A 21678-nucleotide genomic window follows, 5' to 3' on the forward strand; every position below is an offset into this window, starting at 1 on the left:
TCTACCAACGTCAGCGGATCCTCGGGACGGGCCCGAGGATCACGCCTTATCGCCGGCATTCGCCGGTTTGCGACGCGTGTTACAGGCCGAGTTCGGCCTTGACCGCTGCTTCGGCGGGCTTGCCGTCCTTGGTGGTGACGCCGGCAAGCCACGGGGTGATCGCTGCGCCATTGGCCTTCAGCCACGTGGTCGCCGCTGCTTCCGGCTCTTCACCGTCGTTGAGGATGCCGCCCATGATCTGGTTTTCCATCGGCAGCGAGAACTTCAGGTTCTTGATGAAGGTGCCGACATTGGGGCATTCCTGCGTGTAGCCGGCGCGGACGTTGGTATAGACTTCGGCGCCGCCGAAATTCGCGCCGAACACGTCGTCACCGCCGGTGAGGTAGGTCAGCTTGAAGTTGGCGTTCATCGGATGCGGTTCCCAGCCGAGGAAGACGACGGGTTCGCCGGCCTTGTCGGCGCGGGCGACCTGGGCCAGCATGCCCTGTTCAGAAGATTCCACCACTTCCAGCTTCTTGAGGCCGAATGTGTCCTTCTCGATCATGCCGAGGATCAGGCGGTTGCCGTCATTGCCGGGTTCGATGCCATAGATCTTGCCGCCCAAAGCATCGGCCTTGGCTGCGATATCCTTGAAGTCCTTGATTCCGAGTTCGGCGCCCTTGGCATTGGTTGCCAGCGTGTACTTGGCGCCGACGAGGTTGGGGCCGATGGATTCGACCGACTTGTCGGTGAGGAAGGGCCGGACGTCGGCTTCCTGGGTCGGCATCCAGTTGCCGAGGAAGACGTCGATATCCTTGTTCTTCAGCGACGAATAGGTGACCGGCACGGAAAGCACCTTCACATCCGTCTCATAGCCGAGCGCCTTCAAAAGGACGGAGGCGGTGGCAGTCGTGGCGGTGATGTCGGTCCAGCCGACATCGGAGAAACGGACGGTGCCGCAGCTTGCCGGCTCGGCGGCCGAAGCAGCTCCGCTCAGCGCCATCATGGAGACGGCGGCGGCCAGAATGGTCTTGGTCGAAACGGTCATGGTCATTTTTATGCTCCCCATTAAAATCATGCCCAACCTTATCAATATCTCTCCGAAACAGGCAAGCTTGTGCATCACGGCGTCTGAAGCCACCATTTGCGACAAGGCGCCGATTGATGGGTCGTTCGCGTATTTTTTGTGGGTTTTGCGTGGCGGCGCTTTTCTTCGATGCCGATCGGCATCACAAAGCCGCATGGCCAAGCTTTACTTCCATTACGCGACGATGAATGCCGGCAAATCGACCATGCTGCTGCAGGCATCCTACAACTACCGCGAACGCGGCATGCGCACGGCAATCTTCATCGCCGACTTCGACCACCGGGGCGGCCAGGGGCGCGTTGCATCGCGAATCGGCCTGTCATCCGATGCGATCCCGTTCAGCCCAGAGGACGATCTCTATGCGGAGATCTCAAAGCTGCATGGGCAAGAGCCGCTGACCTGCGTCTTTATCGACGAGGCGCAGTTCCTGACCTCCGAGCAGGTGTGGCAGCTTGCCCGCATCACCGACCGCGTCGGCATTCCGGTCATGGCCTATGGTCTGCGGACCGATTTCCGCGGGAAGCTGTTTCCGGGGTCGCAGGAGTTGCTGGCGATTGCCGACGAACTGCGCGAAGTCCGCACGATCTGCCATTGCGGGCGCAAGGCAACGATGGTCGTGCGTGTGGATGCCGATGGCGAGGCGCTTCGCGAAGGCGCACAGGTTGAAGTGGGCGGTAACGACCGCTACGTCTCGCTTTGCCGTCGGCACTGGGAAGAAAAGATGCGCTGCTGGTAAGCGGCGACGCGAAGACTGTCACTGTTCCCGTTTGCGTTGAAACGCCGTAGCGATTTTTCCAGCCTGTGATACCTTGAAATTCTCCCGGACGGTGGCATGGCCCCGGGAGTGCTTTGGGGAGGGCAGGGCATGGGAGATTACAGGCGATTTCACGAGGAAATATCCCGGATCGCGACGGCGTTTCAGGCAATGTGGGACGAGCTCGCCACATCCGAAGCGATGCTTTCGCGAGGGGTGAAGGACAGACACGTTCCAGATGTCGCAGACCTCGAAGCCGAGGCCGAGCGGCAGGCACGGGTGACGATGATGGGCGACGGCCTGGAGGCGGATCTCGCCAAAGCGGTCGGCGCGTTCGGCGATGCGGTGACGAGGCTGCGGCAGACCTTCGACGATCCTGTCGAGCCCACCAGTTTGAAGCGCATACTCGGCTGGACCACGAAATGGTCCGGTCAACGTTCGGGGCAAAACAGGACGGGCATCGAGCCCGTGAAGCAGCTCCTCGATGTCGGAAATGCTTTCTACACGCTGCTCGACAAGGAACGTGTCGCGCTGATGATGGGACGCTACCGGTTCGAGAGGGGGCTTCTCGACCTTGCCGACCACCGCAGGGAACTGGTGCGCGGGTTGATGGGCGAGGATCTGTCCAAACCCGACGCGGTGGGCCGGACGGAAGGCCTTTTCCGGCTGATGAACGGTATAACCGACCGGATGAATGCCAGCGTGATGACGCTCAATATCTTGCGCCACAAGGTGCTTTTCGACACCGGCGACCTGCTGGCAGTTCATCAGGCGCTCTGGCAGCGCGATCCACCGCTGCAGGGTCTTCTCCCCTACAGTGTTCCGGTAGCAGGGGTATTTGCCGAAAGTGCCTGGCGGGCCTCCGGTGCCGGGCAAGCAAAGCGGGCGGCGCAACAGGCCTTTGCCGACCGGTTCCTGCCGAAGGCGGAGACCGATCCGGTGTCCGTGACCGATGGGAGCGAGCCTGGAGAGGTGACGGCTGTGACGAGCGCCAGTGACGGGCGTTGGAGGATGCCGCACTGGCCGTTTGGCGGCTATCTGCGATCGTAAACCCGTGCTCCGCTGCCGATTTTTGTGCAGCGCGGTTGTTTGCCTGCTTGCGGAACCATATCTGTTGGAACAACCGGGCGGACCTATCGGCCCCACAGACAGGAGAACAGGATGCTCGATCGGCTCAAGGCCTCACTTCAGACCCTGGGCAAGGCGATCGCAAGGGGCATCGGACTGCTCGTCGCCGGGATCGTCTGGCCGTTTCGCGCCGCTCACGGCTGGTATGGCGAGCGGCACCTGATGGTGAAGGCGCCGATCCTGGCATTCCTCGTTATCCTGTTTGGTCTTTACGGCTATTTCTTCGTGCAGACCCAGATCTGGACCGGGTTCAACCCGAGCTTTGTCGATGCCTATCGCTGGAATGAGCGCACCGTGCCGGCCGGCCAGGATCTTCCTGCGACGGCGCCCGTGGCGGCTGCTGCTGCCGAAACATCGAACGGGACGGCCGCGTCTTCTCCGGTGCCCGCCGCGCCTGTTGTGGCTGCCCGCCAGTGCCAGTCGTCGGCGATCGTCGATGCGGCGGCGGATCTGACCGACGCCAACGTGAACCAGAATGCGTGGATCTCGTCCATGCTGCTCTACCGGCTCGGCTTCTTCGGCATCAGCTGGGACAACACGCCATTTCTCGACAACAAGGCTTCGTTCCAACGCGGCGTGAACCAGGCGGTGCGACGCACGTCCAGCGAACTTGTCGATACGCTCGGCCGCGTGCGTGGCACGTCGGGTGTCAACACCAACCTACAGGATGCCCGCGGCAACCTGCAGTTTGATGAGTATTCCTGGTATTTCGGTGTCGATCCGTTTGGCTTCAAAACGCCGACGCCGAGCTACTATCGCACCGCGATCGAAAAGCTGCGGGCCTTCAACGCCGATCTCACCGCCTGCAACGCGACCTTCGACAGCCGCTCCGACAATCTCGTGCAGTTCGTCGACCGGATCGCCAATGATCTTGGTGCGACGGCTGCGATCCTGCGCGACCGGTCGGAAAACCATGCGGCGGGCTGGTTCGATACCCGTGCCGACGACCGTTTCTGGTTCGCCTATGGCCAGCTCTACGGCTATTACGCCGTGCTTTCCGCAGCTGGTGCCGACTTCTCGCAGGTCATTCGCGAGCGCAACCTGACGCAGCTTTGGAACGAGACGCTGTCGCGTTTCCGCGCAGCACTTCGCATCCAGCCGTCGATCGTGTCCAATGGGGCGGAAGATGGGATGATCATGCCGAGCCATCTGTCGGTGATGGGCTTCCATACGCTGATGGTGCGCTCCAACCTCGTTGAAGTGCGCGGCGTACTGGATCGGTAAGACGGTGCGGCTGCGGCAGCGCTAGCTGATCAGCCGCAGTCTCAGCGCTTTTGCCACAAGCTGGGTGCGGTTGACGCAATCGAGCTTCTTGATGGCATTGGTCATGTAGGCGTTGACCGTGTGATCGGAGAGGGACAGGATCTTGCCGATTTCGGACGAGGTCTTGCCCTGTGCCGTCCAGCGTACGACTTCAAGTTCCCGCGTGGTCAGCGGCCCGAAGGTCGATGCCTGCTCCGATCGGCGGATGCGATCGAACACCGCGAAGGCGTGCAAAATCACCATGCCGATTTCGTTCAGTTCCGCCTGGGTCAGGCGCGGACGATCTCCCGACATGCGGATGCGGAAGCCGGTACCATCGACCGAATGAAGCGCCATCGCCACGCTGGTGATCATGCCGTACTGACGGCGCAGGGCGATCAGGTCCGGCGGGAGCTGGCCAGGCGAGTTGCGATCATCGAGACAGCAACAGTCCGGGAGCGACCAGCCGCTCGTGGCATCCGCCATCCGGGTGCGTGGCAGCAGCCGCAGTCGATCGAATTCGCGGATATAGTCCTTGGGAAGATTGGTCTCGACGATGATGCGGGACAGAAGCGTCTCGCTTGCAGGCGGAAGCTTGACCAGAGCGAAATGGCGCAAGCCAAATTCGCGTGTGGCCCGTTCAAAGACCGTCGAAATCTCCGCACGGGAGTAGGCTGCAGAAATTTCGCCGTTGAGGATCGATTGCCGCTCCAGCGTGATCATATTAGCTTCGAAAAAAGTGAATGGTTATTATGTTAAGCGCAACAAATATACTAATCGCTTTGTAAATCCAGCGGAAAAGTGAGCAAAAGCCCCCGTGTGGAGTAATTTTCCGAGATACTGTTATATTTGTCTCATGTATCGCCGAGATGGGCTCATTCGCAAGCCCTTTTGCGGTTCGTCAATCACCGGTCCGGCCTGATCCGGGGTAATTTAGACCCTGAGTCGGTCAAAGCTTGGTTTCGTGTTTGTGGGCCTTTGTCGTCGCCATGATCTTCTCCAGCCAGCCGAGCATGACGGCCGAGACCACAAAGGTGAGGTGGATGATCGTGTACCACATCAGCGTGGTATCCGAGTACTGGTTGGCATTGAGGAAGATCTGCAGGAGATGGATCGACGAGATGGCAACGATGGAGGAGGCGACCTTGATCTTGAGGCTTCCGGCATCCAGTTTGCCGAGGAACGAAACGTCAGCTTCCGTTTCGTCGAAGCGGCTAACGAAGTTCTCGTAACCAGAGATCATCACCATCACGATCAGGCTCGCAACGAGTGCCGCATCAATGAGACCCAGCATGGCGAGGATCATTTCGGCTTCACTCAGCGTGAAGACTTCCTTGGCGACTTTCCAGAACTTGAACATGAAAGACAGCGCGTAGACGGCGAGTGCGGCAACCAGGCCCAGATAGAAGACGACGAGGAGCCAGCGACTTGAGAGGATGATCTTCTCGACAAGCAGTTCCAGCGATTTCATGGGGGCCGTTCTCCGTTGCAGGCGCTGGAGATTCCCATAAGCCGGGCCGAAAACCGGTGCAAGATGCCTATCCTGACGAAAACGCCGCACCCCCTACGGGGAATGCGGCGTCCAGGATCAAAGGGCGATCGTCGGGGAGGGATCAGAACTTCTTCGTCACCGACAGTTTGAAGCTGCGGCCGGGCTCGCTGTAGAAGTCCTGCGCCGAAGCCGAAACGCCGTCCGGGACGCTGACCGCGTCAAAGTACTTCTTGTCGAACACGTTGAAGACGCCGGCCTGAACCTTGAGGCCGGAGAGATCGACGGTACCAACCTTTTCGGGTGCCCACCAGACGGTTGTGTCGACGAGGCCGTAACCGGGTGCCTCGAAGCCGGTGCCGCTGACCTTGTTGCGGGAGGACGCAAGCGTCAGCGAGACGTCCGAGCCCCAGGTCTCGGATGAATAGCCAAGGCCGATGATGGCGCGCAGCGGCGCGACCGAGTTCAGGTAGTCGCCGGTATCGGTATCCTTGCCGTGCGAATAGGCAAACGAGCCCCAAGTGCGCCAGCGTGGATCGAAGCGCCATTCGCCACCCAGCTCGATGCCGTAGATGCGGACGTGGTTGAGGTTTTCGTAGCCGGTGATGCCGCCGACCGGGTACTCACCGCCTGGAGGCGCGATGGTGACCGTGTCGATGAAGTTCTTGTAGTAGTTGTTGAAGGCGGTCGCCTTGAACGAATAGTCGGCCGCGTCGTATTTGGCGCCGATTTCAAAACCGTTGCTGGTTTCGGTTTCGAGATCAGGATTGCCGATGCGGGCATAGGAGCCCGGAGCGCCGTAATTCTGGTAAAGCTCGGTCGCGGTCGGTGCGCGGAAGCCGCGTGCATACTGGGCGAACAGTTCCAGTTCCTGGGTGGCCTTCCAGCCGAAGCGGAGTTTCGGCGAGATGCCGAAGTCGTTGTTGCTTTCGAGATAGGCCGGATCGTAGTTCGGGCTGTCCTCGAAGCTTGCGGTCGATTTCGGATCGTAATCGTACCAGTCGAAGCGCACACCGGGCGTCACCGTCAGGCGATCCTCGAAGAACTTGATGTCGTCTTCGGCATACATGCCGAAGATCATCCCGTCGACGTCAGGCATATCGGACGAATTGGAATGGAGCATGCGGCAGGACTGGGGACCGAAGGGTTGCGGGATGGTCGTCCAGTCGACATCCGGGCAATTGTCGACGCCTGAGGAATACTGGTAGGTCTTCTGCCACGAGAGCTCGCCGCCGAACCGGAATTCGTGGTCGACGCCGCCGATGGTCACTTCCTTCGAGGCGCTGCCGGAGATGCCGTAGCTATCCTGTGTCAGCTGGTTGTCACGGCTGTAGATACCGCTTGGCGAGCCGTAGTAGTAAGGGTCGCCTCCAATGATGCCGCCGCGTGGATCGGTGAGGCGGAAGCCGTCCGTCGTGTTATTCAGGCGCTGCTTCTGCCAATAGGTGATGATGCTTGCCTGATCGACAATGTCGTCGCCGCCGGGTGAGATGAAGTCGTAGGATGCCGACAGCCGCTTGCGATCGACCTCTTCGCCGCTCTTCAGCGTGCCCTGCTGGTAGCTCGTGGTCGTGCCGCGCATGTTGTCGCTGTCGATCTCCTTGTTGAAGAGTTCGCCGGTCAGGCCGAAACGATGGCCGCCCTCGATATACTGGTGGAACTTGGCGAGCAGGTTGCGCTGCCAGTAATCGGCGGGGTTGGCCTCCGTGCGGGTGGTACCGTAACCGCCGATATCGCCGCCATTATCGGTTTCGTTGCCGCGCTTGTAGCCGCCCTGGAGCATGAACCAGCTGTCACCGTGACGTGCGGCGATGGCGGCATTGTTGCCGAGGCTGCGGTCGGCGCTGTCATAGGTGCTCTTGGTCAGGGCGCCGAAATTACGGCCGTCCTCGATCAGGTCTTCCGGATTGATCGTGTAGAGCTGAACCGCGCCGCCGAGGGCGCCGGATCCGACGCGGCTCGAATCGGCACCCTTGGTGATATCGATCGTCGAAAGCGTGTCGAAATCGAAGGCGTTGTTGCCGCCACGGGCGCTATCGCGCGGGTCGGTCAGCCAGGGCTGGCGGATCCCGTCGATCGTCGTCAGGACGCGCTCGTTTTGCAGACCGCGAATGTTGATGCTCTGGCTCTGCCGGTTGAAGGTGACGCCGGCATCGACGCGACGGGAGAAATCCTTGAAATCGGTGACCATCCGGTCCTGGATGACCTGACGATCTGTCGTTTCGGTCAGCGGCGAGTCGGACTTGCCGACGGAAGTCCCGTCGCGCAACACGATCGGCTTCAGGGCGGTCGTATCCTGGCCATCGGCAACCTGGGTCGCGGCGGTCGTTCCAGCGGCGGTCGTTCCAGCGGTGGTCTGGGCAGTCTCCTGCGCCGATGCCGGCGGCGCGGCCGTGATCAGCAGAAGTGCGGCAGTTCCGGCGTAGAGATGGCGATGCCGCGACGAACGGGTAGGCATGGTGGTTCCCCTCAAAAAGACATGCAGAGACATCGGGCGCGGCGATAGCCTGCGTCCGGGTAACGTTCGGATTGTTTGATTTCCGCCGAAGCAGAAGCCCCGCAAAAAGCCTTAGAAATCTAAACTAAATGAGTCAAGTTTGAATCTGAGTGTAATACTCATGTTTTTGCGCGGCGTGTGGTGAGAGCACGCCGTGACGAGTGTTGGTCGTCGTCACGGCGTGGTTGGTCAGTGGCTCGGTGGTGGGTTTGCGGAAGTCGGAGAAGAGGCGACTGTCAGCCTGACGCTGCCGCGGTTGTTGCCGTAGGCGCCCCAGGCATCGTTGGCGAAGCAGTAAAGATAGCCGTCGCCCTTCGGTGTGAATTTCGCCTTGCTGCGGATCAGAAACACCTCGTGGGGCAGTTTGAGAATGCCGTTCTTGGGCGTCTGCTGCTGAGCGGGCGGCGGCACGTCGTTGGCGATCACGCCGATCAGGCTGAACCAGGGGAGCTCCTCCTCGCGACGGGTCCACCAGAAATCCACCTGCTGGTTTCCGGTCGACCATTTCCACGCCTTTTCGAGCTGGCCAAGGCCGCTCGAGGCAAGATGGGCAATCTCACCGGCCTGGAAGTTTCCTCCATCTTTCGGGCCATCGGCGTTGCACAGGACCGTGCCATCGGTCCACTCGCCTTTCGCGACGAACGTGTAGGTGATGCCCTTTTGCAGAAAGATGCCGGTGTCGTTCCAGTGGTCGCGTGCGAAGACATCGACCTCTGCGGGCAGGTTTGCGTTGGCGTGCCGGTAGCGCCCCTGCGACAAGGGCGGGGTGCGGTGCCGCTCGGAGGCGGAGCTGTGCAAATCTTCTGAAGGCGTTGCGGTCACGTGCGGTACGGCGCGCGGTCTCGTTTTCAGCTTGGCGAAGATGCCACTGGCGGAATCATGCAGCACGCCGCGCGGATCCGGCCTCAGCTGGTTTTCAGCCCCTTCGCGGAATACGAGGCCGCAGCTTTTTGCCTCGTTCATCATCCACAGGAGAGCGCCGTCCGAAAGGCCCGTTGCGGCATAGCCACCGCCGACATCAGCATGCACGCCCGGGAACCAGACCTGTTTCAGCGTTCCGGTCCAGCCATCCGGCTTGACCCAGAGCGTCGGCATGAAACTTTGGCGGAACTCGTCGAGCGCCACCGCATGGCGGGCGTTGAGGACGGCGGAACCGAGTGTCGTATCGTGAAACTCATGGTTCTCCGGGTTGTCGAGAAGGTTGAGAAACCCCATGTCATCGGGAATGCCGAGCGCGCCGACCGTATCCCAGACGCCGATGAACTGGATGAGCGTTGAGGCATTGCGGGTGCCGCCTGGGGCGACGTTGTGGAAGTGGATCTTGCCGGACTGTTTGCGCTTGGTGCCGGCTTCGCTCTTGGCGCGGTACTCCGTGAAAATCGCCTCGATCGCCTTCCAGGTTCCCTCTTCGTCGAGCTTAGAGGCTTTGATATCCAGAAGGCCGCATTTGGAGATCATGCCTCCGAGGCTGCGGACCGTGTAGGCGCCACGGCTGAAGCCGAACAGATAGATTTGATCTCCGGATTTGTAGGTGCTGGCAAGCCATTTGTAAGCGCCCTTGATGTTGTCAGCGAGACCCTTGCCGGTACCGCCTTCCACCGCACGTCGCCACCAGGTTCCGTCTGTGCCGACACCGGGGTGATAGTAGGCATCCTGTTTGATGCCAGCGGCATCCTTGTCGGCGACTGCATTGTAAATCTTGCGAACATTGGTCGGGCTAGGCTGGCCGCCATCCATATCGTCGGGCGTGTTCCAGGTGCCGTCGCAGCAGAGAATAAGGTTCATTGGTCGTTCCCCCTCGATCCCCCATGGATCAGAGATATATAAGATTGTATCGAGGTAAATTGCAACTTTGGTGTGTGGATGAGCGCGTTGTAGTGTGCATAATCAGGGCGCTGTTCCCGTTCCGGGCTTGTCGTGGGGAAGCGGCTGTGGCCATGGTTCACGCAAACCAACAAGCGAGAGACAAGCATGGCCCCCGTTCCATCCGACATCGAGATCGCCCGCGCGGCAAAAAAGAAACCGATCGCGGACATTGGCGCGGCGCTTGGCATCTCTCCCGAGGCGTTGGTGCCCTACGGCCATGACAAGGCGAAGATCGGGGCCGATTTCATCGGCTCGCTCCAGGGCCGCCCCGATGGCAAGCTGATCCTCGTGACGGCGATCAATCCGACGCCGGCGGGCGAGGGCAAGACGACGACCACGGTCGGGCTTGGCGACGGGCTGAACCGGATCGGCAAGAAGGCCGTCATCTGCGTGCGCGAGCCGTCGCTTGGGCCCTGCTTCGGCGTCAAGGGCGGGGCGGCCGGCGGCGGTTATGCGCAGGTCGTGCCGATGGAAGACATCAACCTGCACTTCACCGGCGACTTTCACGCCATTACCTCTGCCCACAATCTCCTGTCGGCGATGATCGACAACCATGTCTACTGGGGCAACGCGCTCGACATCGACACGCGCCGCATCACCTGGCGGCGGGTGATGGACATGAACGACCGGGCGCTGCGCCAGACCGTGACCTCGCTCGGCGGCGTGTCGAACGGGTTTGCCCGCGAAAGCGGCTTCGACATTACCGTCGCATCCGAAGTGATGGCGATCCTGTGTCTAGCGCAGGATCTGGCCGACCTTGAAAAGCGGCTCGGCGATATCGTCATCGGCTACCGGTTCGACCGCTCGCCGGTCTATGCCAGAGACATCAAGGCCGACAAGGCGATGGCGGTGCTTCTGAAGGACGCGATGCAGCCGAACCTGGTGCAGACGCTGGAAAACAATCCGGCGCTGGTGCATGGCGGGCCGTTCGCCAACATCGCCCATGGCTGCAACTCCGTGATCGCGACGAAGACGGCGCTGAAGCTCGGCGACTATGTGGTGACCGAAGCGGGTTTCGGAGCGGATCTGGGGGCCGAAAAGTTCTTCGACATCAAGTGCCGCAAGGCAGGGCTGAAGCCCGACGCAGCCGTGATCGTTGCGACCATCCGGGCGCTGAAGATGAATGGCGGCGTGAAGAAGGACGATCTCGGGACAGAGAATGTCGAGGCGCTGACGCGCGGCTGCTCGAACCTGGGACGCCACATCGCAAATGTGCGCAAGTTCGGCGTGCCGGTCGTGGTCGCGATCAATCACTTCATCTCGGATACCGATGCGGAAGTGGCGGCGATCAAGGACTACGTCTCGCATCACGGCGCCGAGGCGATCCTCTGCCGTCACTGGGCGGAAGGTTCCGCCGGCATCGAGGAACTGTCCTACAAGGTGGTGGAACTGGCGACAAGCGGTGCCGCCAACTTCAAGCCGATCTATCCTGACGACATGCCGCTGATGGAAAAGATCGAGGCGGTCGCCACCAAGATCTATCATGCCGGCGAGGTGACGGCGGAAAAGCCGGTGCGCGATCAGCTGAAGGCCTGGGAAAGTGCTGGTTACGGCCATCTGCCGGTCTGCATCGCCAAGACGCAGTATTCGTTCTCCACCGACCCCAACCTGCGCGGTGCTCCGGAAGGGCATGTGGTGCATGTGCGCGAAGTGCGACTGTCGGCCGGCGCCGGATTTATCGTGGCGATCACCGGCGAGATCATGACCATGCCGGGCCTTCCAAGCGCGCCTTCGGCCGAGCGGATCCATCTGAACGAAGATGGGCTGATCGAGGGGCTGTTCTAAGCATAGAGGCTGTCCAACGGTTTTTCTCCGGATCGTCCTTGCCTCTCGCCTTCGCAGGCGAGGGGCAACGTCATGCGTCTGTCACACCGAAATGGTCTGTTTATCCTTACTCTTCAGGCACTGGCGGTGACCCGACGATTCGGGGCCGGCCATCGGGAACATCAGGATGGATCTTGTTCTTGCGACACTCGCCATGGCCCTTCTGGCGATCAATCTCTTCAGCATCGCTATCGCCGGCCGGCGACTTTCGCATCGGGACAAGGCGAGCGACACGCCGGCGGTGATCACGCCGGACGGTGTCTCGATCGTCATTCCGGTGCGCGGCATCGAGGCCTATTCCAGCCTGACGCTTGCGCATGCATTCAAGCTCGAATGGCCCGATTACGAGCTGATCTTCTGCGTGCAGGACGAGGGCGATCCGATCATCGGGGAAATCCGTGCCGCAATCGCCGCGCATCCCGCGGTGCCGGCGCGGCTGCTGATCGGCGACGACCGGATCAGCGCCAATCCCAAGCTCAACAACTGCGCCAAGGGCTGGCACGCGGCGCGCCACGAATGGGTGGTGCTTGCCGATTCCAACGTGCTGATGCCGAAGGACTATATCCAGAACCTCGTCTCCGGATGGCGCGCCGATACCGGGCTTGTGTGTTCGACACCGATCGGATCGCGGCCGGACGGGTTCTGGGCCGAAGTGGAATGCGCGTTCTTGAATACGCTGCAGGCGCGCTGGCAATATGTCGGCGAGGCGCTAGGGCTCGGCTTTGCGCAGGGCAAGAGCATGCTGTGGCACAAGCCGTTTCTGGATGCGGCCGGCGGCATCCAGGCGCTGGCGGCCGAGATTGCCGAGGACGCGGCGTCGACCAAGCTCGTCAACCGGCATGGCAAGAAAGTGCATCTGGTGTCGGCGCCGTTCGAGCAGCCGCTCGGGCGCCGGGGGCTGGAGGAAATCTGGTCGCGCCAGACGCGCTGGGCCCGGCTGCGGCGGGTGACATTTCCGCTGTTCTTCACCCCGGAGATCCTGCTCGGGGCGCTGCCGCCTCTGGCACTCGGGCTGATCGCAGCCGTCCTGCTGGATCTCAATTCGGCAGCGGTGGCCGCAACCGTGTTTGCCGCAACCTACCTGCCGGAACTGGCCCTTGCACGGGCCAAGGGCTGGCGGCTTTCGATCCTGTCGCTGCCGGCGATGATGGTGCGCGACGTGATGCTGCCCGCCATCTGGATCAGAAGCTGGCTTTCCGGCTCGTTCGAGTGGCGCGGCAATGCCATGACGATCGGCACGCAGGAAAGCCGACTGACCGGCTCTTCGCCGGCCTGACCCTGGCACTCAACGACTACTCGCAGATGCGGTAGCCGCCATCCCTGTCGATGATGTCGAGATGAAGGTGATCCTCGTGGGCGGCATCGCTGCCGGGTGCGAGGACCGTGGTGAAATGCAGGCAGGCACCTGCGGCGGCCGTCTTCTGGAAGGCACCCTCCAGCGTGTGATCGTCGTCTCGACGCTTCATTACGACCTTCTCGCCGTTGTCGAGCTTGAAGGCGGCGACATCGAAGGCGTTGCCGCGGCCATGCTCGGAAATCTTGCCGGTCGAGGCGCTGTTTCTCAGGCGGCACTGGTAGGTGGAGCCGGGAACGAGGCCGGTGATCTTGCGGCCTGGCATGGCGATGTTGAGCGCGGGCTGGACCGTATCCTTCAGCCAGTGGGCCATGGTCAGCGCCGTCTTGCAGCGCATGGTCGCGCCGCCGAGATCGACGCCGGGCAGAACCTGCGCCACCTCGATCGGCTGCTTGATGCCGCAGCCATTGCCGTCGTCGATCGGTTTGACGGATTCGAACTTGGCGCCGATGGCACCGAGGTCTGCAAGGCAGGCTTTCAGTTCTGCGGCGTCTTCCTCGACGAGGAGCGGAGGAGGCGGGGTCTCGGCCTGTTCCTGCTTTTCGTCCGCAGGCTTATCGGCCGGAGTTTTGTCATCAGCGGTCTTGTCCTGCGGTGCCTTGTCGTCTGGCTTGGCGGCGTCCGGTTTGGCAGGTTCAGTCTTGCCAGGATTAGCTTGGCCGTCGTCGCTCGATGCAGCGGGCGTCTGTTCTGCGGGTTCTTCCGGCTTGGGAGTGGGGGTCGGGATGGTTTCTTCAGGAGCTTTACCGGTCTGTTCCGGGCTCTGGGTCTGTTCGGGAGCCGGGACAGGTGGCTCTGCGGGGCGTTCTGCCGGCTTCTCCGCAGTGGTTTCGGGCGTGATCTCGGGCTTTGCTTCGACGGGCTTTGCGGCGACCTCAGGTGTAGCAGCGGCTGCGGCCGTTGCCGCCGTTGCCGCCGTTGCCTCGGGCACGGGTTCACCACCCGGCTTCGCCATGGGAAGCGGAACGATAGCGAGGGCGGGGGCGGCGGGGATCGCGGCTCGGCTCTGGTTCTGGGCACCCTGTGCGGGGCGGGTCGACTGGTTTTTGCCGGACGAGGATTTGCGCGTCGGCTGTTTGCGGGTGCGCCCGGCATCGCGCATGAACTGGTCGATGATGTTGATTTCGACAACGTTCGGCGTCGAGCCTTGCGGTGCTGGGCGGGCGGGCAGAGGCGCTGCACCCAGTGTCAGCGGTGCGCTCATTGCCAGCGAAGTGCTTAAAGCGAGAAGGCATAGAGTATGCTTCATCCTTCGGTCGTCCTTTCCCATGTTTCGGAGACGCAACGCGGATGACCCTGTTTTGGTCGCATTGTGGCCAAATAAATCCACTTGCGCGTTTGCCGGAGCCGCGCTAACAATTCGCTCCATGATGATTTCGATGAACAACAACGGTAACTGGTGGTGGGCACGCTGACGCGGCCTTGACCAGTCATGTCCATCGACAAGACTACGACCAAGCCGCCCGATTACCGAGGCGGCTTTTTTATTGGCCGCTTCTCAAAATCCGGGCAGATCAACAGGGATTTTAGAGGCAGACATGGCGACGATCATTCACGACGACGGGTCCGAGACCTACGAAACCAGGGGCGGAATCAGCGTCAGCCGCGCCCGCAGGCCGGCCGAATATGCAACCGCGATCTCGTCTTACGTCGACCGGCTGGACGAGCGCCGCGGCGCGGTGTTTTCCTCGAACTACGAATATCCGGGGCGCTATACCCGCTGGGATACGGCGATTGCCGATCCGCCGCTCGGCATTACCTGCAACGGCCGGGCGATGTGGATCGAGGCCTATAACGGTCGTGGCGAAGTGCTTCTGTCGTTTATCACCGACAAGCTTGCGACGATTTCCGACCTGACGCTCGGCGAGCGCACCGACCGCCGTCTGGATCTGACCGTCAACCAGCCTTCTCGCGTGTTTACCGAGGAAGAGCGCTCGAAGATGCCGACGGTGTTTACCGCGCTCCGGGCCATCGTCGATCTCTTCCATTCGGATGCGGATTCGGCGATCGGTCTGTTCGGGGCGTTCGGCTACGATCTGGCGTTCCAGTTCGACGCGATCAAGTTGTCCATGCAGCGTCCGGAAGACCAGCGCGACATGGTTCTCTATCTCCCCGACGAAATTCTGGTCGTCGACCACCATGCGGCAAAGGCTTGGGTCGATCGCTACGACTTTGCCAAGGACGGCGTGACGACGGAAGGCAAGGCGCAGGATATCGCGCCCGAGCCGTTCCTGCGCACCACGGTGACGCCGCCGAAGGGCGACCACAAGCCGGGGGAATACGCGAGCCTCGTTACCCGCGCCAAGGAAAGCTTTCGCCGCGGCGATCTGTTCGAAGTGGTTCCGGGCCAGAAGTTCATGGAGCGCTGCGACAGCAATCCGTCGCAGATTTCCAACCGGCTGAAGGCGATCAACCCGTCGCCCTATTCGTTCTTCATCAATCTCGGCAACCAGGAATATCTGATCGGCGCATCGCCCGAAATGTTCGTGCGGGTGTCCGGCCGTCGCATCGAGACCTGCCCGATTTCGGGCACGATCAAGCGCGGAGAGGATGCGATTTCCGACTCTGAGCAGATCCTGAAGCTGCTCAATTCCAAGAAGGACGAGTCGGAGCTGACCATGTGCTCCGACGTCGACCGCAACGACAAGTCGCGCGTCTGCGAGCCGGGTTCGGTCAAGGTGATCGGCCGCCGGCAGATCGAGATGTATTCGCGGCTCATCCACACAGTCGACCATATCGAGGGACGGCTGCGTCCGGATATGGATGCGTTCGACGGGTTCCTGAGCCACGCCTGGGCAGTGACCGTGACCGGTGCGCCAAAGCTGTGGGCGATGCGGTTTGTCGAGGCCAACGAAAAGAGCCCGCGCGCCTGGTATGGCGGCGCGATCGGCATGGTCGGCTTCAACGGCGACATGAATACGGGGCTGACGCTGCGCACCATCCGCGTCAAGGACGGCATTGCCGAAGTGCGTGCCGGTGCGACGCTGCTCAACGATTCGGATCCGCATGAGGAAGAGGCCGAGACCGAGCTGAAGGCATCGGCGATGATTTCGGCGATCCGCGATGCGCGCGCCGGCAACACGGCCAAGGCTTCGCGTGACGTCGCCAAGGTGGGCCAGGGGGTGAAGATCCTGCTGGTCGACCACGAAGACAGTTTCGTCCACACGCTTGCCAACTACTTCCGCCAGACGGGAGCGACGGTCTCGACCGTTCGCTCGCCGGTGCCGGAAGAGGTGTTCAACCGGATCGATCCGGATCTTGTCGTCCTGTCGCCGGGGCCGGGCAATCCGAAGGATTTCGACTGCAAGGCGACGATCAAGGCAGCGCGGGCGAAGGACCTGCCGATCTTCGGCGTGTGCCTTGGCCTGCAGGCGCTGGCCGAAGCCTATGGCGGCGAGTTGCGGCAGCTGGCGCTGCCGATGCACGGTAAGCCTTCGCGGATCCGGGTTCTGGAGCCCGGCATCGTGTTCTCGGGGCTGGCGAAGGATGTGACGGTCGGGCGATATCACTCGATCTTTGCCGATCCGTCGACGCTGCCCTCCGATTTCATCATCACCGCCGAAAGCGAGGATGGCACGATCATGGGCATCGAGCACGCCAAGGAGCCGATCGCCGCGGTGCAGTTCCACCCGGAATCGATCATGACGCTGGGCGGCGATGCCGGCATGCGGATGATCGAGAACGTGGTGGCGAACCTTTCGAAAAAGCGCGCAACGAAGGCGGCCTGATGGACGATGCCGACACGGTGGGTGGCGCTGACGGCGTCACCATCGAACCGCTCCGGGACGAGTATATCGAGGGCTTTCACAAGGCGCTCGATATCGTCTGCCGCGAGCGGCGCTACATGGTGTTTCTGCGCGCACCTCCGCTCGACGAGATGCGGGATTTCGTGCGCGAGAGCGTGGCTGCTGGCAATCCGCACATCGTCGCGGTCGCTGACGGTGAGGTCGTCGGCTGGTGCGATATCCGAAGGCTGGAGCGCGATGTGCATGCTCATCGCGGCCTGCTCGGCATGGGCATCATTCCCGGGTTTCGCGATAGAGGCTTGGGCCGTCGGCTGATCGATACCGCGGTCGAGGCCGCGAACCGGTCCGGCATTCACCGCGTCGAACTCGACGTGCATGCGGACAATCACCGGGCGATCGCGCTTTACCGGAAGGTGGGATTTCAGGTGGAGGGCGTGGCGCGCGATGCGTTGAAGATCGACGGATGCTACCTGGACAGCGTGCGGATGGCGCTAATCTTTACCTGACGCCTGGTCTCTGACGCCCGATGCCCGCCTGCGACGATGCCCCGTTGTTGATAACGTCTGACGACGAGCATACCCGGCGACTGGACGCGCAAGACCGGCTTTGACAAACCGCGAGGCTTGCGCCATACAGCCGGCCATTATTCGAAACCGCCGCTGCGAGACGCTCTCGCCGCGGCGGTTTCGTCGTTTTGGGCATAGCTTCCTGCAAATCGCTTGCAGATGCAGGAGGACGATTAGTGAAGACGGGTATGGGCGATATGGACAGAGTGGCAAAGGACGACAAAAAGGTCGAGAGACTGGCGATGTGGGGCATCCCGATCTCGATCGGCGTGCTGTTCCTCAAACTTGCTGCGTGGTGGGTAACCGGCTCGGTGGCGCTGCTGTCGGACGGTCTGGAATCACTGGTCAACGTGGCGGCGGCATTCATTGCCTATTTCGTCATCCGCTATGCTCAGCGGCCGGCAGACGATGACCACCACTTCGGCCATCACAAGGCGGAATACATATCCGCCGTGGCGGAAGGCGCGTTGATCGTGCTGGCGGCGATCCTGATCATTCAGGAAGCCTGGGGCGCTCTGGGCGCCCCGAGCATGCCGGAAACGCCATGGCTCGGGCTTGCCATCAACGCTACGGCAGGCGGAATTAACGCGGTCTGGGCGACCGTGCTGATAAGGGTCGGACGGTCGCACCGGTCTCCGGCGCTTCTGGCAGACGGCCAGCACATCATGTCGGATGTGGTGACGTCGGCCGGCGTGTTCGTCGGTCTGGTGCTCGCGGTTCTGACGGGTTACCTCATCCTTGATCCGCTGCTTGCGATCTTCGTCGCCTTCAACATTCTCTGGCAGGGTTACAAGGTCATCACCCACTCGCTGGGCGGGCTGATGGACAAGGCGCTGCAGCCGGAGGAGGAAGCGGCCGTGCGTGCGGCGATCACCGCCCATTGCGACGGGGTTCTCGATGTGCACGATCTGAAGACGCGACGGGCGGGATCGGCTGCGTTTATCGATTTCCACCTGGTGGTGCCATCGCGAATGTCGGTCGGCGAAGCCCACGAAATCTGCGACCGCTTGGAAGATGCGATCAAGGAGGCTATTCCCGGTGCCACCCTGGCCATCCATGTGGAGCCGGAAAGCGAACACGCGCATGGCAAGCGTGTTGCCATTGAAAGCCATGCGAATCTGAAGGGAATTTAAAATGACGATGACGGATGTCAGCGGACTGTCGCAGCTCGGCAATCAGGTCGAGGCCCCAACGAGCCCCGAGACGGCGGTTCTGGAAAAGGTGCCGAACGGCAACCAGGGCACGGATTATGTGGTGCGCTTTACCGCACCCGAATTCACCTCGCTATGCCCGATGACCGGCCAGCCGGATTTCGCCCATATCGTGATCGACTATATTCCCGACGGGTTTCTGGTCGAATCAAAGTCGCTGAAGCTGTTTCTGCATGCGTTCCGCAACCACGGCGCCTTTCATGAGGACTGCTCGGTCTATATCGGCAAGCGGATCGTTGACCTGCTCAATCCGAAATGGTTGCGGATCGGCGCCTACTGGTATCCGCGCGGCGGCATTCCGATCGACGTGTTCTGGCAGACCGGCGAAGCGCCGAAGGGCGTGTGGTTGCCGGATCAGGGCGTGGCGACCTATCGGGGACGTGGGTAAGATTTATTGGCAATTAGCCCGGCACGCACCGGGCTAATTGCGACACTCAATGCGTTCGGGGAGATGGCCATTCCGCCTCAGACATTCATGTTGTCGTCGCCGCCGAAATCGCCGCCGCCGAAGTCGGACTGATCGTCGTTGCCGAAATCGGCCTGTTGCCAGCCGCCGTCATTGCCACCGGGATCGGGTGTTGCGTCGTTGCCGTTATCTGCGTCCGTATTGGAGGCCTCACGGATTGCGTCGTCGCCGATATAGGTGTTGTTGATGACGGTTTCCTCGGTTGGGCCGCCTGTGAACGGATTGGCTTCGGCTGCGGGATTGCCCAAGCCGAGGCCTGACATGTGGTTGCCGAACAGGCCCGAAAGCGAGTTGGCAAGCAGCATGCCGCCCGCCACGCCGGCGGCCGTGCCAAGTGCGCCGCGCAGAAAACCGCCGCCAGCAGATGGTGCCTGACCCTGCTGATAGCCGTGTGCCCCCTGCATCTGTGATGACCAGGGACCTGATGGGGCCGGTGCTGCGCGATAACCGTCGTCGTTGCCGCGGTATGGCTGCTGATATCCCGGTCGCGCACCCCAGGGGCCGGATGGCTGCTGGCCGGCCTGTTGGGACGGCATTTGCGGTGCCGGAGGGCGAGGCGCCTGACCGGAGCCGAAGATCGAGCTCAGAAAACCGCCGCCTTGTTCGTCGCGCCTGGTGTCGCTTTCGCCGGCCTGAAGCTGCTTGACCTGTTCTTCGAGCTCGCGGATGCGGGCGGATGCGGCCTCAAGGCCCTTTTCCTGAACGATCACCGCCTGGGCGAGGTAATAGGCGGAATAGGGCTGCTGGCGGGTCGCATCATCGATCAATGCCTCCGCATCACGGTCGCGCGGGGTGGTCGAGGCTGTTTTCACGCGATCGAACAATGCGGTCAGAAGCTGGCGTTCTTCCGGTGACATGGTCTCACTCCTTGTGGACGTCCCAAGCGGCCGTCATCTGACAAGGAGTTAGTCGGCATTTTCGGGATTTCAAACCCGCTGCCGGGTTAAATCTTGTTCATGTAGAACATGCGCCGCCTGACACTATGATTCAGGCGGCGCAGCCTATCTTGTTGTAATATCAGCCGAATGCGAGCGTCAGGCCGAGCACTGCGGTTGCTGCGCCGAGGATGCGGGTTACAGCTGGCGCAAAGCGCGCGATACCGAGGCCGAGCGCGATGCCGGCTGCGTGAAGAAGAGCTGTCGCGATGACAAAGCCGAGGCCGAACTGAAGCGCACCGGCGCTGCCGAGTTCGCCGCCATGGGCATGGCCGTGGAACAGCGCAAAAACGCCGACGATTGCAGCGCAGGCGGCTGTCGGAAGCTTGACGGCGGTGGCGACCAGAAGACCGAGTGCGATGACCGAGGCGAGGATCGCCGGTTCAACGAAAGGCAGATCGAGACCGGAGACCGCGAGCACGAAGCCGAGCGCCATGGTGCCGACGAATGCGGCAGGCACGGACCAGACGGCCTTGCCGCCGATCTGTGCTGCCCAGAGGCCGACGGCGAGCATGGCAAGCACGTGGTCGAGGCCGAAGATCGGATGCGAAATGCCGGCCATGAACGAGCCATGTGCTTCAGGATCGAGATGGGCAAAGGCTGGAGCGGCAGCAACGACGACTGCGCCCGTTGCGAGCGAAATATGCTTCAGGGCGGTTTGGAAAGGTCTGGTCAACATTTTGATCCCCGATGAAATACATGATGCGTGAAGCGTAAAACGATAGGCAAGAGCAGTCACCGCGTCCATTGCCAATTGTAACGATCCGGCGATGCGGACTACGTCATTCACCTTAGTCGCTGGAAGCTTGCCATGTTCAGGCCGGGGTGCATTGTTTTGTGACCGCGAACACATTATGTCCCGTATATGAATTTCATGCAGGAGACTTTGACCGTGCTGAACGACGAAGACGACACAGAAGACAAGACGAAGGAACTGCCGCTCGGTAAGGAAACGGAGGCGAATCTTTTCAAGTCGCGTTCGATCTTCATCTACGGAGCGATCACCCAGGAACTGGCGCAGAAGGTCAACACGCAGCTCGTGGCACTTGCCGCGGCCAGCGACGAAGACATCCGCATCTACGTGAATTCCCCGGGCGGCCATGTCGAGTCGGGCGATTCGATTCATGATATGGTCAAGTTCATCAAGCCGAAGGTCTGGATGATCGGCACGGGCTGGGTCGCTTCTGCAGGCGCCCTGATCTACGTGTCGGTTCCGAAGGAACGCCGCATCGCGCTGCCGAACACCCGCTTCCTGCTTCACCAACCATCTGGCGGTACGCGCGGCATGGTCTCCGACATCGAGATCCAGGCCCGTGAAATCATCAAGATGAACGAACGCCTGAACAAGATCATGGCAGAAGCAACCGGCCAGCCGATCGAAAAGATCGCAGCCGATACGGACCGCGACTACTGGCTGTCGGCACAGGAAGCCGTCGCCTATGGTCTTGCATCCAAGATCGTGACGTCGCAGAGCGAAATCTGATCCAGACGTCGTTCTGACAAATCAAAATCCCTCGTCGGCTTCAGGCCGGCG

18 protein-coding genes are annotated in these 21678 nt (G+C 61.5%); 10 read left to right on the forward strand and 8 right to left on the reverse strand.

The genetic code is table 11. From position 1 onward, the window contains the following. Positions 1–79: 79 nt before the first annotated feature. Positions 80–1033: a choline ABC transporter substrate-binding protein gene (locus ASF70_RS22270; protein ID WP_062582865.1), complete on the reverse strand. Its 954-nt coding sequence runs from the start codon at positions 1031–1033 to the stop codon at positions 80–82. A 187-nt stretch (positions 1034–1220) separates the two neighbouring features. Between ASF70_RS22270 and ASF70_RS22275 the strand changes: the two genes are divergently transcribed. The 3 genes from ASF70_RS22275 to ASF70_RS22285 all read left to right on the forward strand — a co-directional run bounded on the left by ASF70_RS22275 (position 1221) and on the right by ASF70_RS22285 (position 4172). Beyond that, positions 1221–1802, forward strand: coding sequence for a thymidine kinase (locus ASF70_RS22275; protein WP_062582867.1), 582 nt, complete (start codon positions 1221–1223; stop codon positions 1800–1802). 129 nt (positions 1803–1931) lie between these two features. Then, positions 1932–2870, forward strand: a complete 939-nt coding sequence (locus ASF70_RS22280) for a hypothetical protein (protein ID WP_156461909.1) — start codon at positions 1932–1934, stop codon at positions 2868–2870. Between the two features lie 111 nt (positions 2871–2981). Next, entirely contained in the window at positions 2982–4172 is a 1191-nt protein-coding gene (locus tag ASF70_RS22285; RefSeq protein WP_062455628.1) for a DUF2333 family protein, read from the forward strand. Between the two features lie 21 nt (positions 4173–4193). Here ASF70_RS22285 and ASF70_RS22290 read toward each other — a convergent pair whose 3' ends face one another. The 4 genes from ASF70_RS22290 to ASF70_RS22305 all read right to left on the reverse strand — a co-directional run bounded on the left by ASF70_RS22290 (position 4194) and on the right by ASF70_RS22305 (position 9961). Beyond that, positions 4194–4913: a LuxR C-terminal-related transcriptional regulator gene (locus tag ASF70_RS22290; RefSeq protein ID WP_062455631.1), complete on the reverse strand. Its 720-nt coding sequence runs from the start codon at positions 4911–4913 to the stop codon at positions 4194–4196. A 226-nt stretch (positions 4914–5139) separates the two neighbouring features. Further along, complete coding sequence (locus ASF70_RS22295) at positions 5140–5661, reverse strand: TIGR00645 family protein (protein WP_082472017.1); 522 nt, start codon at positions 5659–5661, stop codon at positions 5140–5142. A gap of 142 nt (positions 5662–5803) precedes the next feature. After that, positions 5804–8137, reverse strand: coding sequence for a TonB-dependent hemoglobin/transferrin/lactoferrin family receptor (locus ASF70_RS22300; RefSeq protein ID WP_062582871.1), 2334 nt, complete (start codon positions 8135–8137; stop codon positions 5804–5806). Positions 8138–8365: 228 nt separating this feature from the next. Continuing rightward, complete coding sequence (locus tag ASF70_RS22305; protein WP_062582873.1) at positions 8366–9961, reverse strand: DUF2235 domain-containing protein; 1596 nt, start codon at positions 9959–9961, stop codon at positions 8366–8368. 186 nt (positions 9962–10147) lie between these two features. Between ASF70_RS22305 and ASF70_RS22310 the strand changes: the two genes are divergently transcribed. Further along, positions 10148–11827, forward strand: a complete 1680-nt coding sequence (locus ASF70_RS22310; RefSeq protein WP_062582875.1) for a formate--tetrahydrofolate ligase — start codon at positions 10148–10150, stop codon at positions 11825–11827. Positions 11828–11993: 166 nt separating this feature from the next. Continuing rightward, positions 11994–13142, forward strand: a complete 1149-nt coding sequence (locus ASF70_RS22315; RefSeq protein WP_062582877.1) for a ceramide glucosyltransferase — start codon at positions 11994–11996, stop codon at positions 13140–13142. A gap of 16 nt (positions 13143–13158) precedes the next feature. Here ASF70_RS22315 and ASF70_RS22320 read toward each other — a convergent pair whose 3' ends face one another. Then, positions 13159–14469, reverse strand: coding sequence for an extensin family protein (locus ASF70_RS22320; RefSeq protein ID WP_162238004.1), 1311 nt, complete (start codon positions 14467–14469; stop codon positions 13159–13161). Between the two features lie 289 nt (positions 14470–14758). Here ASF70_RS22320 and ASF70_RS22325 point away from each other — a divergent pair, with 289 nt between their 5' ends. The 4 genes from ASF70_RS22325 (at position 14759) to queF (ending at position 19131) form a co-directional block, all read left to right on the forward strand. Further along, positions 14759–16948: an anthranilate synthase gene (locus tag ASF70_RS22325; RefSeq protein WP_062582881.1), complete on the forward strand. Its 2190-nt coding sequence runs from the start codon at positions 14759–14761 to the stop codon at positions 16946–16948. Further along, the gene (locus ASF70_RS22330; protein WP_062582883.1) at positions 16948–17472 is read left to right on the forward strand and encodes a GNAT family N-acetyltransferase; all 525 of its coding nucleotides are present in this window, start codon (positions 16948–16950) and stop codon (positions 17470–17472) included. The genes ASF70_RS22325 and ASF70_RS22330 overlap by 1 nt, the downstream gene beginning before the upstream one ends. 266 nt (positions 17473–17738) lie before the next feature. Next, positions 17739–18665, forward strand: coding sequence for a cation diffusion facilitator family transporter (locus tag ASF70_RS22335; protein ID WP_280136603.1), 927 nt, complete (start codon positions 17739–17741; stop codon positions 18663–18665). A 1-nt stretch (position 18666) separates the two neighbouring features. Beyond that, positions 18667–19131 carry a preQ(1) synthase gene (gene queF / locus ASF70_RS22340; protein WP_062455655.1) on the forward strand — a complete coding sequence of 155 codons (465 nt, stop codon included), beginning with the start codon at positions 18667–18669 and terminating at the stop codon, positions 19129–19131. Between the two features lie 77 nt (positions 19132–19208). Here the strand turns inward: queF and ASF70_RS22345 are convergent, their stop codons facing one another. Together ASF70_RS22345 and ASF70_RS22350 are read right to left on the reverse strand one after the other, a co-directional pair. Then, positions 19209–20066 (reverse strand): DUF2076 domain-containing protein, encoded by an 858-nt coding sequence (locus ASF70_RS22345; RefSeq protein ID WP_062582885.1) that lies wholly within the window; start codon positions 20064–20066, stop codon positions 19209–19211. A 160-nt stretch (positions 20067–20226) separates the two neighbouring features. Next, a complete protein-coding gene (locus tag ASF70_RS22350) occupies positions 20227–20823 on the reverse strand; it encodes a HupE/UreJ family protein (RefSeq protein ID WP_062582887.1) in 597 nt (198 codons plus the stop codon). 216 nt (positions 20824–21039) lie between these two features. On the opposite strand from ASF70_RS22350, the gene ASF70_RS22355 reads away from it, so the two are divergent. Then, entirely contained in the window at positions 21040–21627 is a 588-nt protein-coding gene (locus ASF70_RS22355) for an ATP-dependent Clp protease proteolytic subunit (protein WP_062457904.1), read from the forward strand. Positions 21628–21678: the final 51 nt, after the last annotated feature.

The sequence above is a fragment of the Rhizobium sp. Leaf321 genome (assembly GCF_001423215.1).
Lineage (GTDB): Bacteria > Pseudomonadota > Alphaproteobacteria > Rhizobiales > Rhizobiaceae > Neorhizobium > Neorhizobium soli.

Excerpts from the sequence above, each read along its gene's own strand:
- ASF70_RS22270 (WP_062582865.1), bottom strand. The coding sequence starts at position 1,033 with ATGACCATGACCGTTTCGACCAAGACCATTCTGGCCGCCGCCGTCTCC.
- ASF70_RS22275 (WP_062582867.1), top strand. The coding sequence starts at position 1,221 with ATGGCCAAGCTTTACTTCCATTACGCGACGATGAATGCCGGCAAATCG.
- ASF70_RS22280 (WP_156461909.1), top strand. The coding sequence starts at position 1,932 with ATGGGAGATTACAGGCGATTTCACGAGGAAATATCCCGGATCGCGACG.
- ASF70_RS22285 (WP_062455628.1), top strand. The coding sequence starts at position 2,982 with ATGCTCGATCGGCTCAAGGCCTCACTTCAGACCCTGGGCAAGGCGATC.
- ASF70_RS22290 (WP_062455631.1), bottom strand. The coding sequence starts at position 4,913 with ATGATCACGCTGGAGCGGCAATCGATCCTCAACGGCGAAATTTCTGCA.
- ASF70_RS22295 (WP_082472017.1), bottom strand. The coding sequence starts at position 5,661 with ATGAAATCGCTGGAACTGCTTGTCGAGAAGATCATCCTCTCAAGTCGC.
- ASF70_RS22300 (WP_062582871.1), bottom strand. The coding sequence starts at position 8,137 with ATGCCTACCCGTTCGTCGCGGCATCGCCATCTCTACGCCGGAACTGCC.
- ASF70_RS22305 (WP_062582873.1), bottom strand. The coding sequence starts at position 9,961 with ATGAACCTTATTCTCTGCTGCGACGGCACCTGGAACACGCCCGACGAT.
- ASF70_RS22310 (WP_062582875.1), top strand. The coding sequence starts at position 10,148 with ATGGCCCCCGTTCCATCCGACATCGAGATCGCCCGCGCGGCAAAAAAG.
- ASF70_RS22315 (WP_062582877.1), top strand. The coding sequence starts at position 11,994 with ATGGATCTTGTTCTTGCGACACTCGCCATGGCCCTTCTGGCGATCAAT.
- ASF70_RS22320 (WP_162238004.1), bottom strand. The coding sequence starts at position 14,469 with ATGAAGCATACTCTATGCCTTCTCGCTTTAAGCACTTCGCTGGCAATG.
- ASF70_RS22325 (WP_062582881.1), top strand. The coding sequence starts at position 14,759 with ATGGCGACGATCATTCACGACGACGGGTCCGAGACCTACGAAACCAGG.
- ASF70_RS22330 (WP_062582883.1), top strand. The coding sequence starts at position 16,948 with ATGGACGATGCCGACACGGTGGGTGGCGCTGACGGCGTCACCATCGAA.
- queF (WP_062455655.1), top strand. The coding sequence starts at position 18,667 with ATGACGATGACGGATGTCAGCGGACTGTCGCAGCTCGGCAATCAGGTC.
- ASF70_RS22345 (WP_062582885.1), bottom strand. The coding sequence starts at position 20,066 with ATGTCACCGGAAGAACGCCAGCTTCTGACCGCATTGTTCGATCGCGTG.
- ASF70_RS22350 (WP_062582887.1), bottom strand. The coding sequence starts at position 20,823 with ATGTTGACCAGACCTTTCCAAACCGCCCTGAAGCATATTTCGCTCGCA.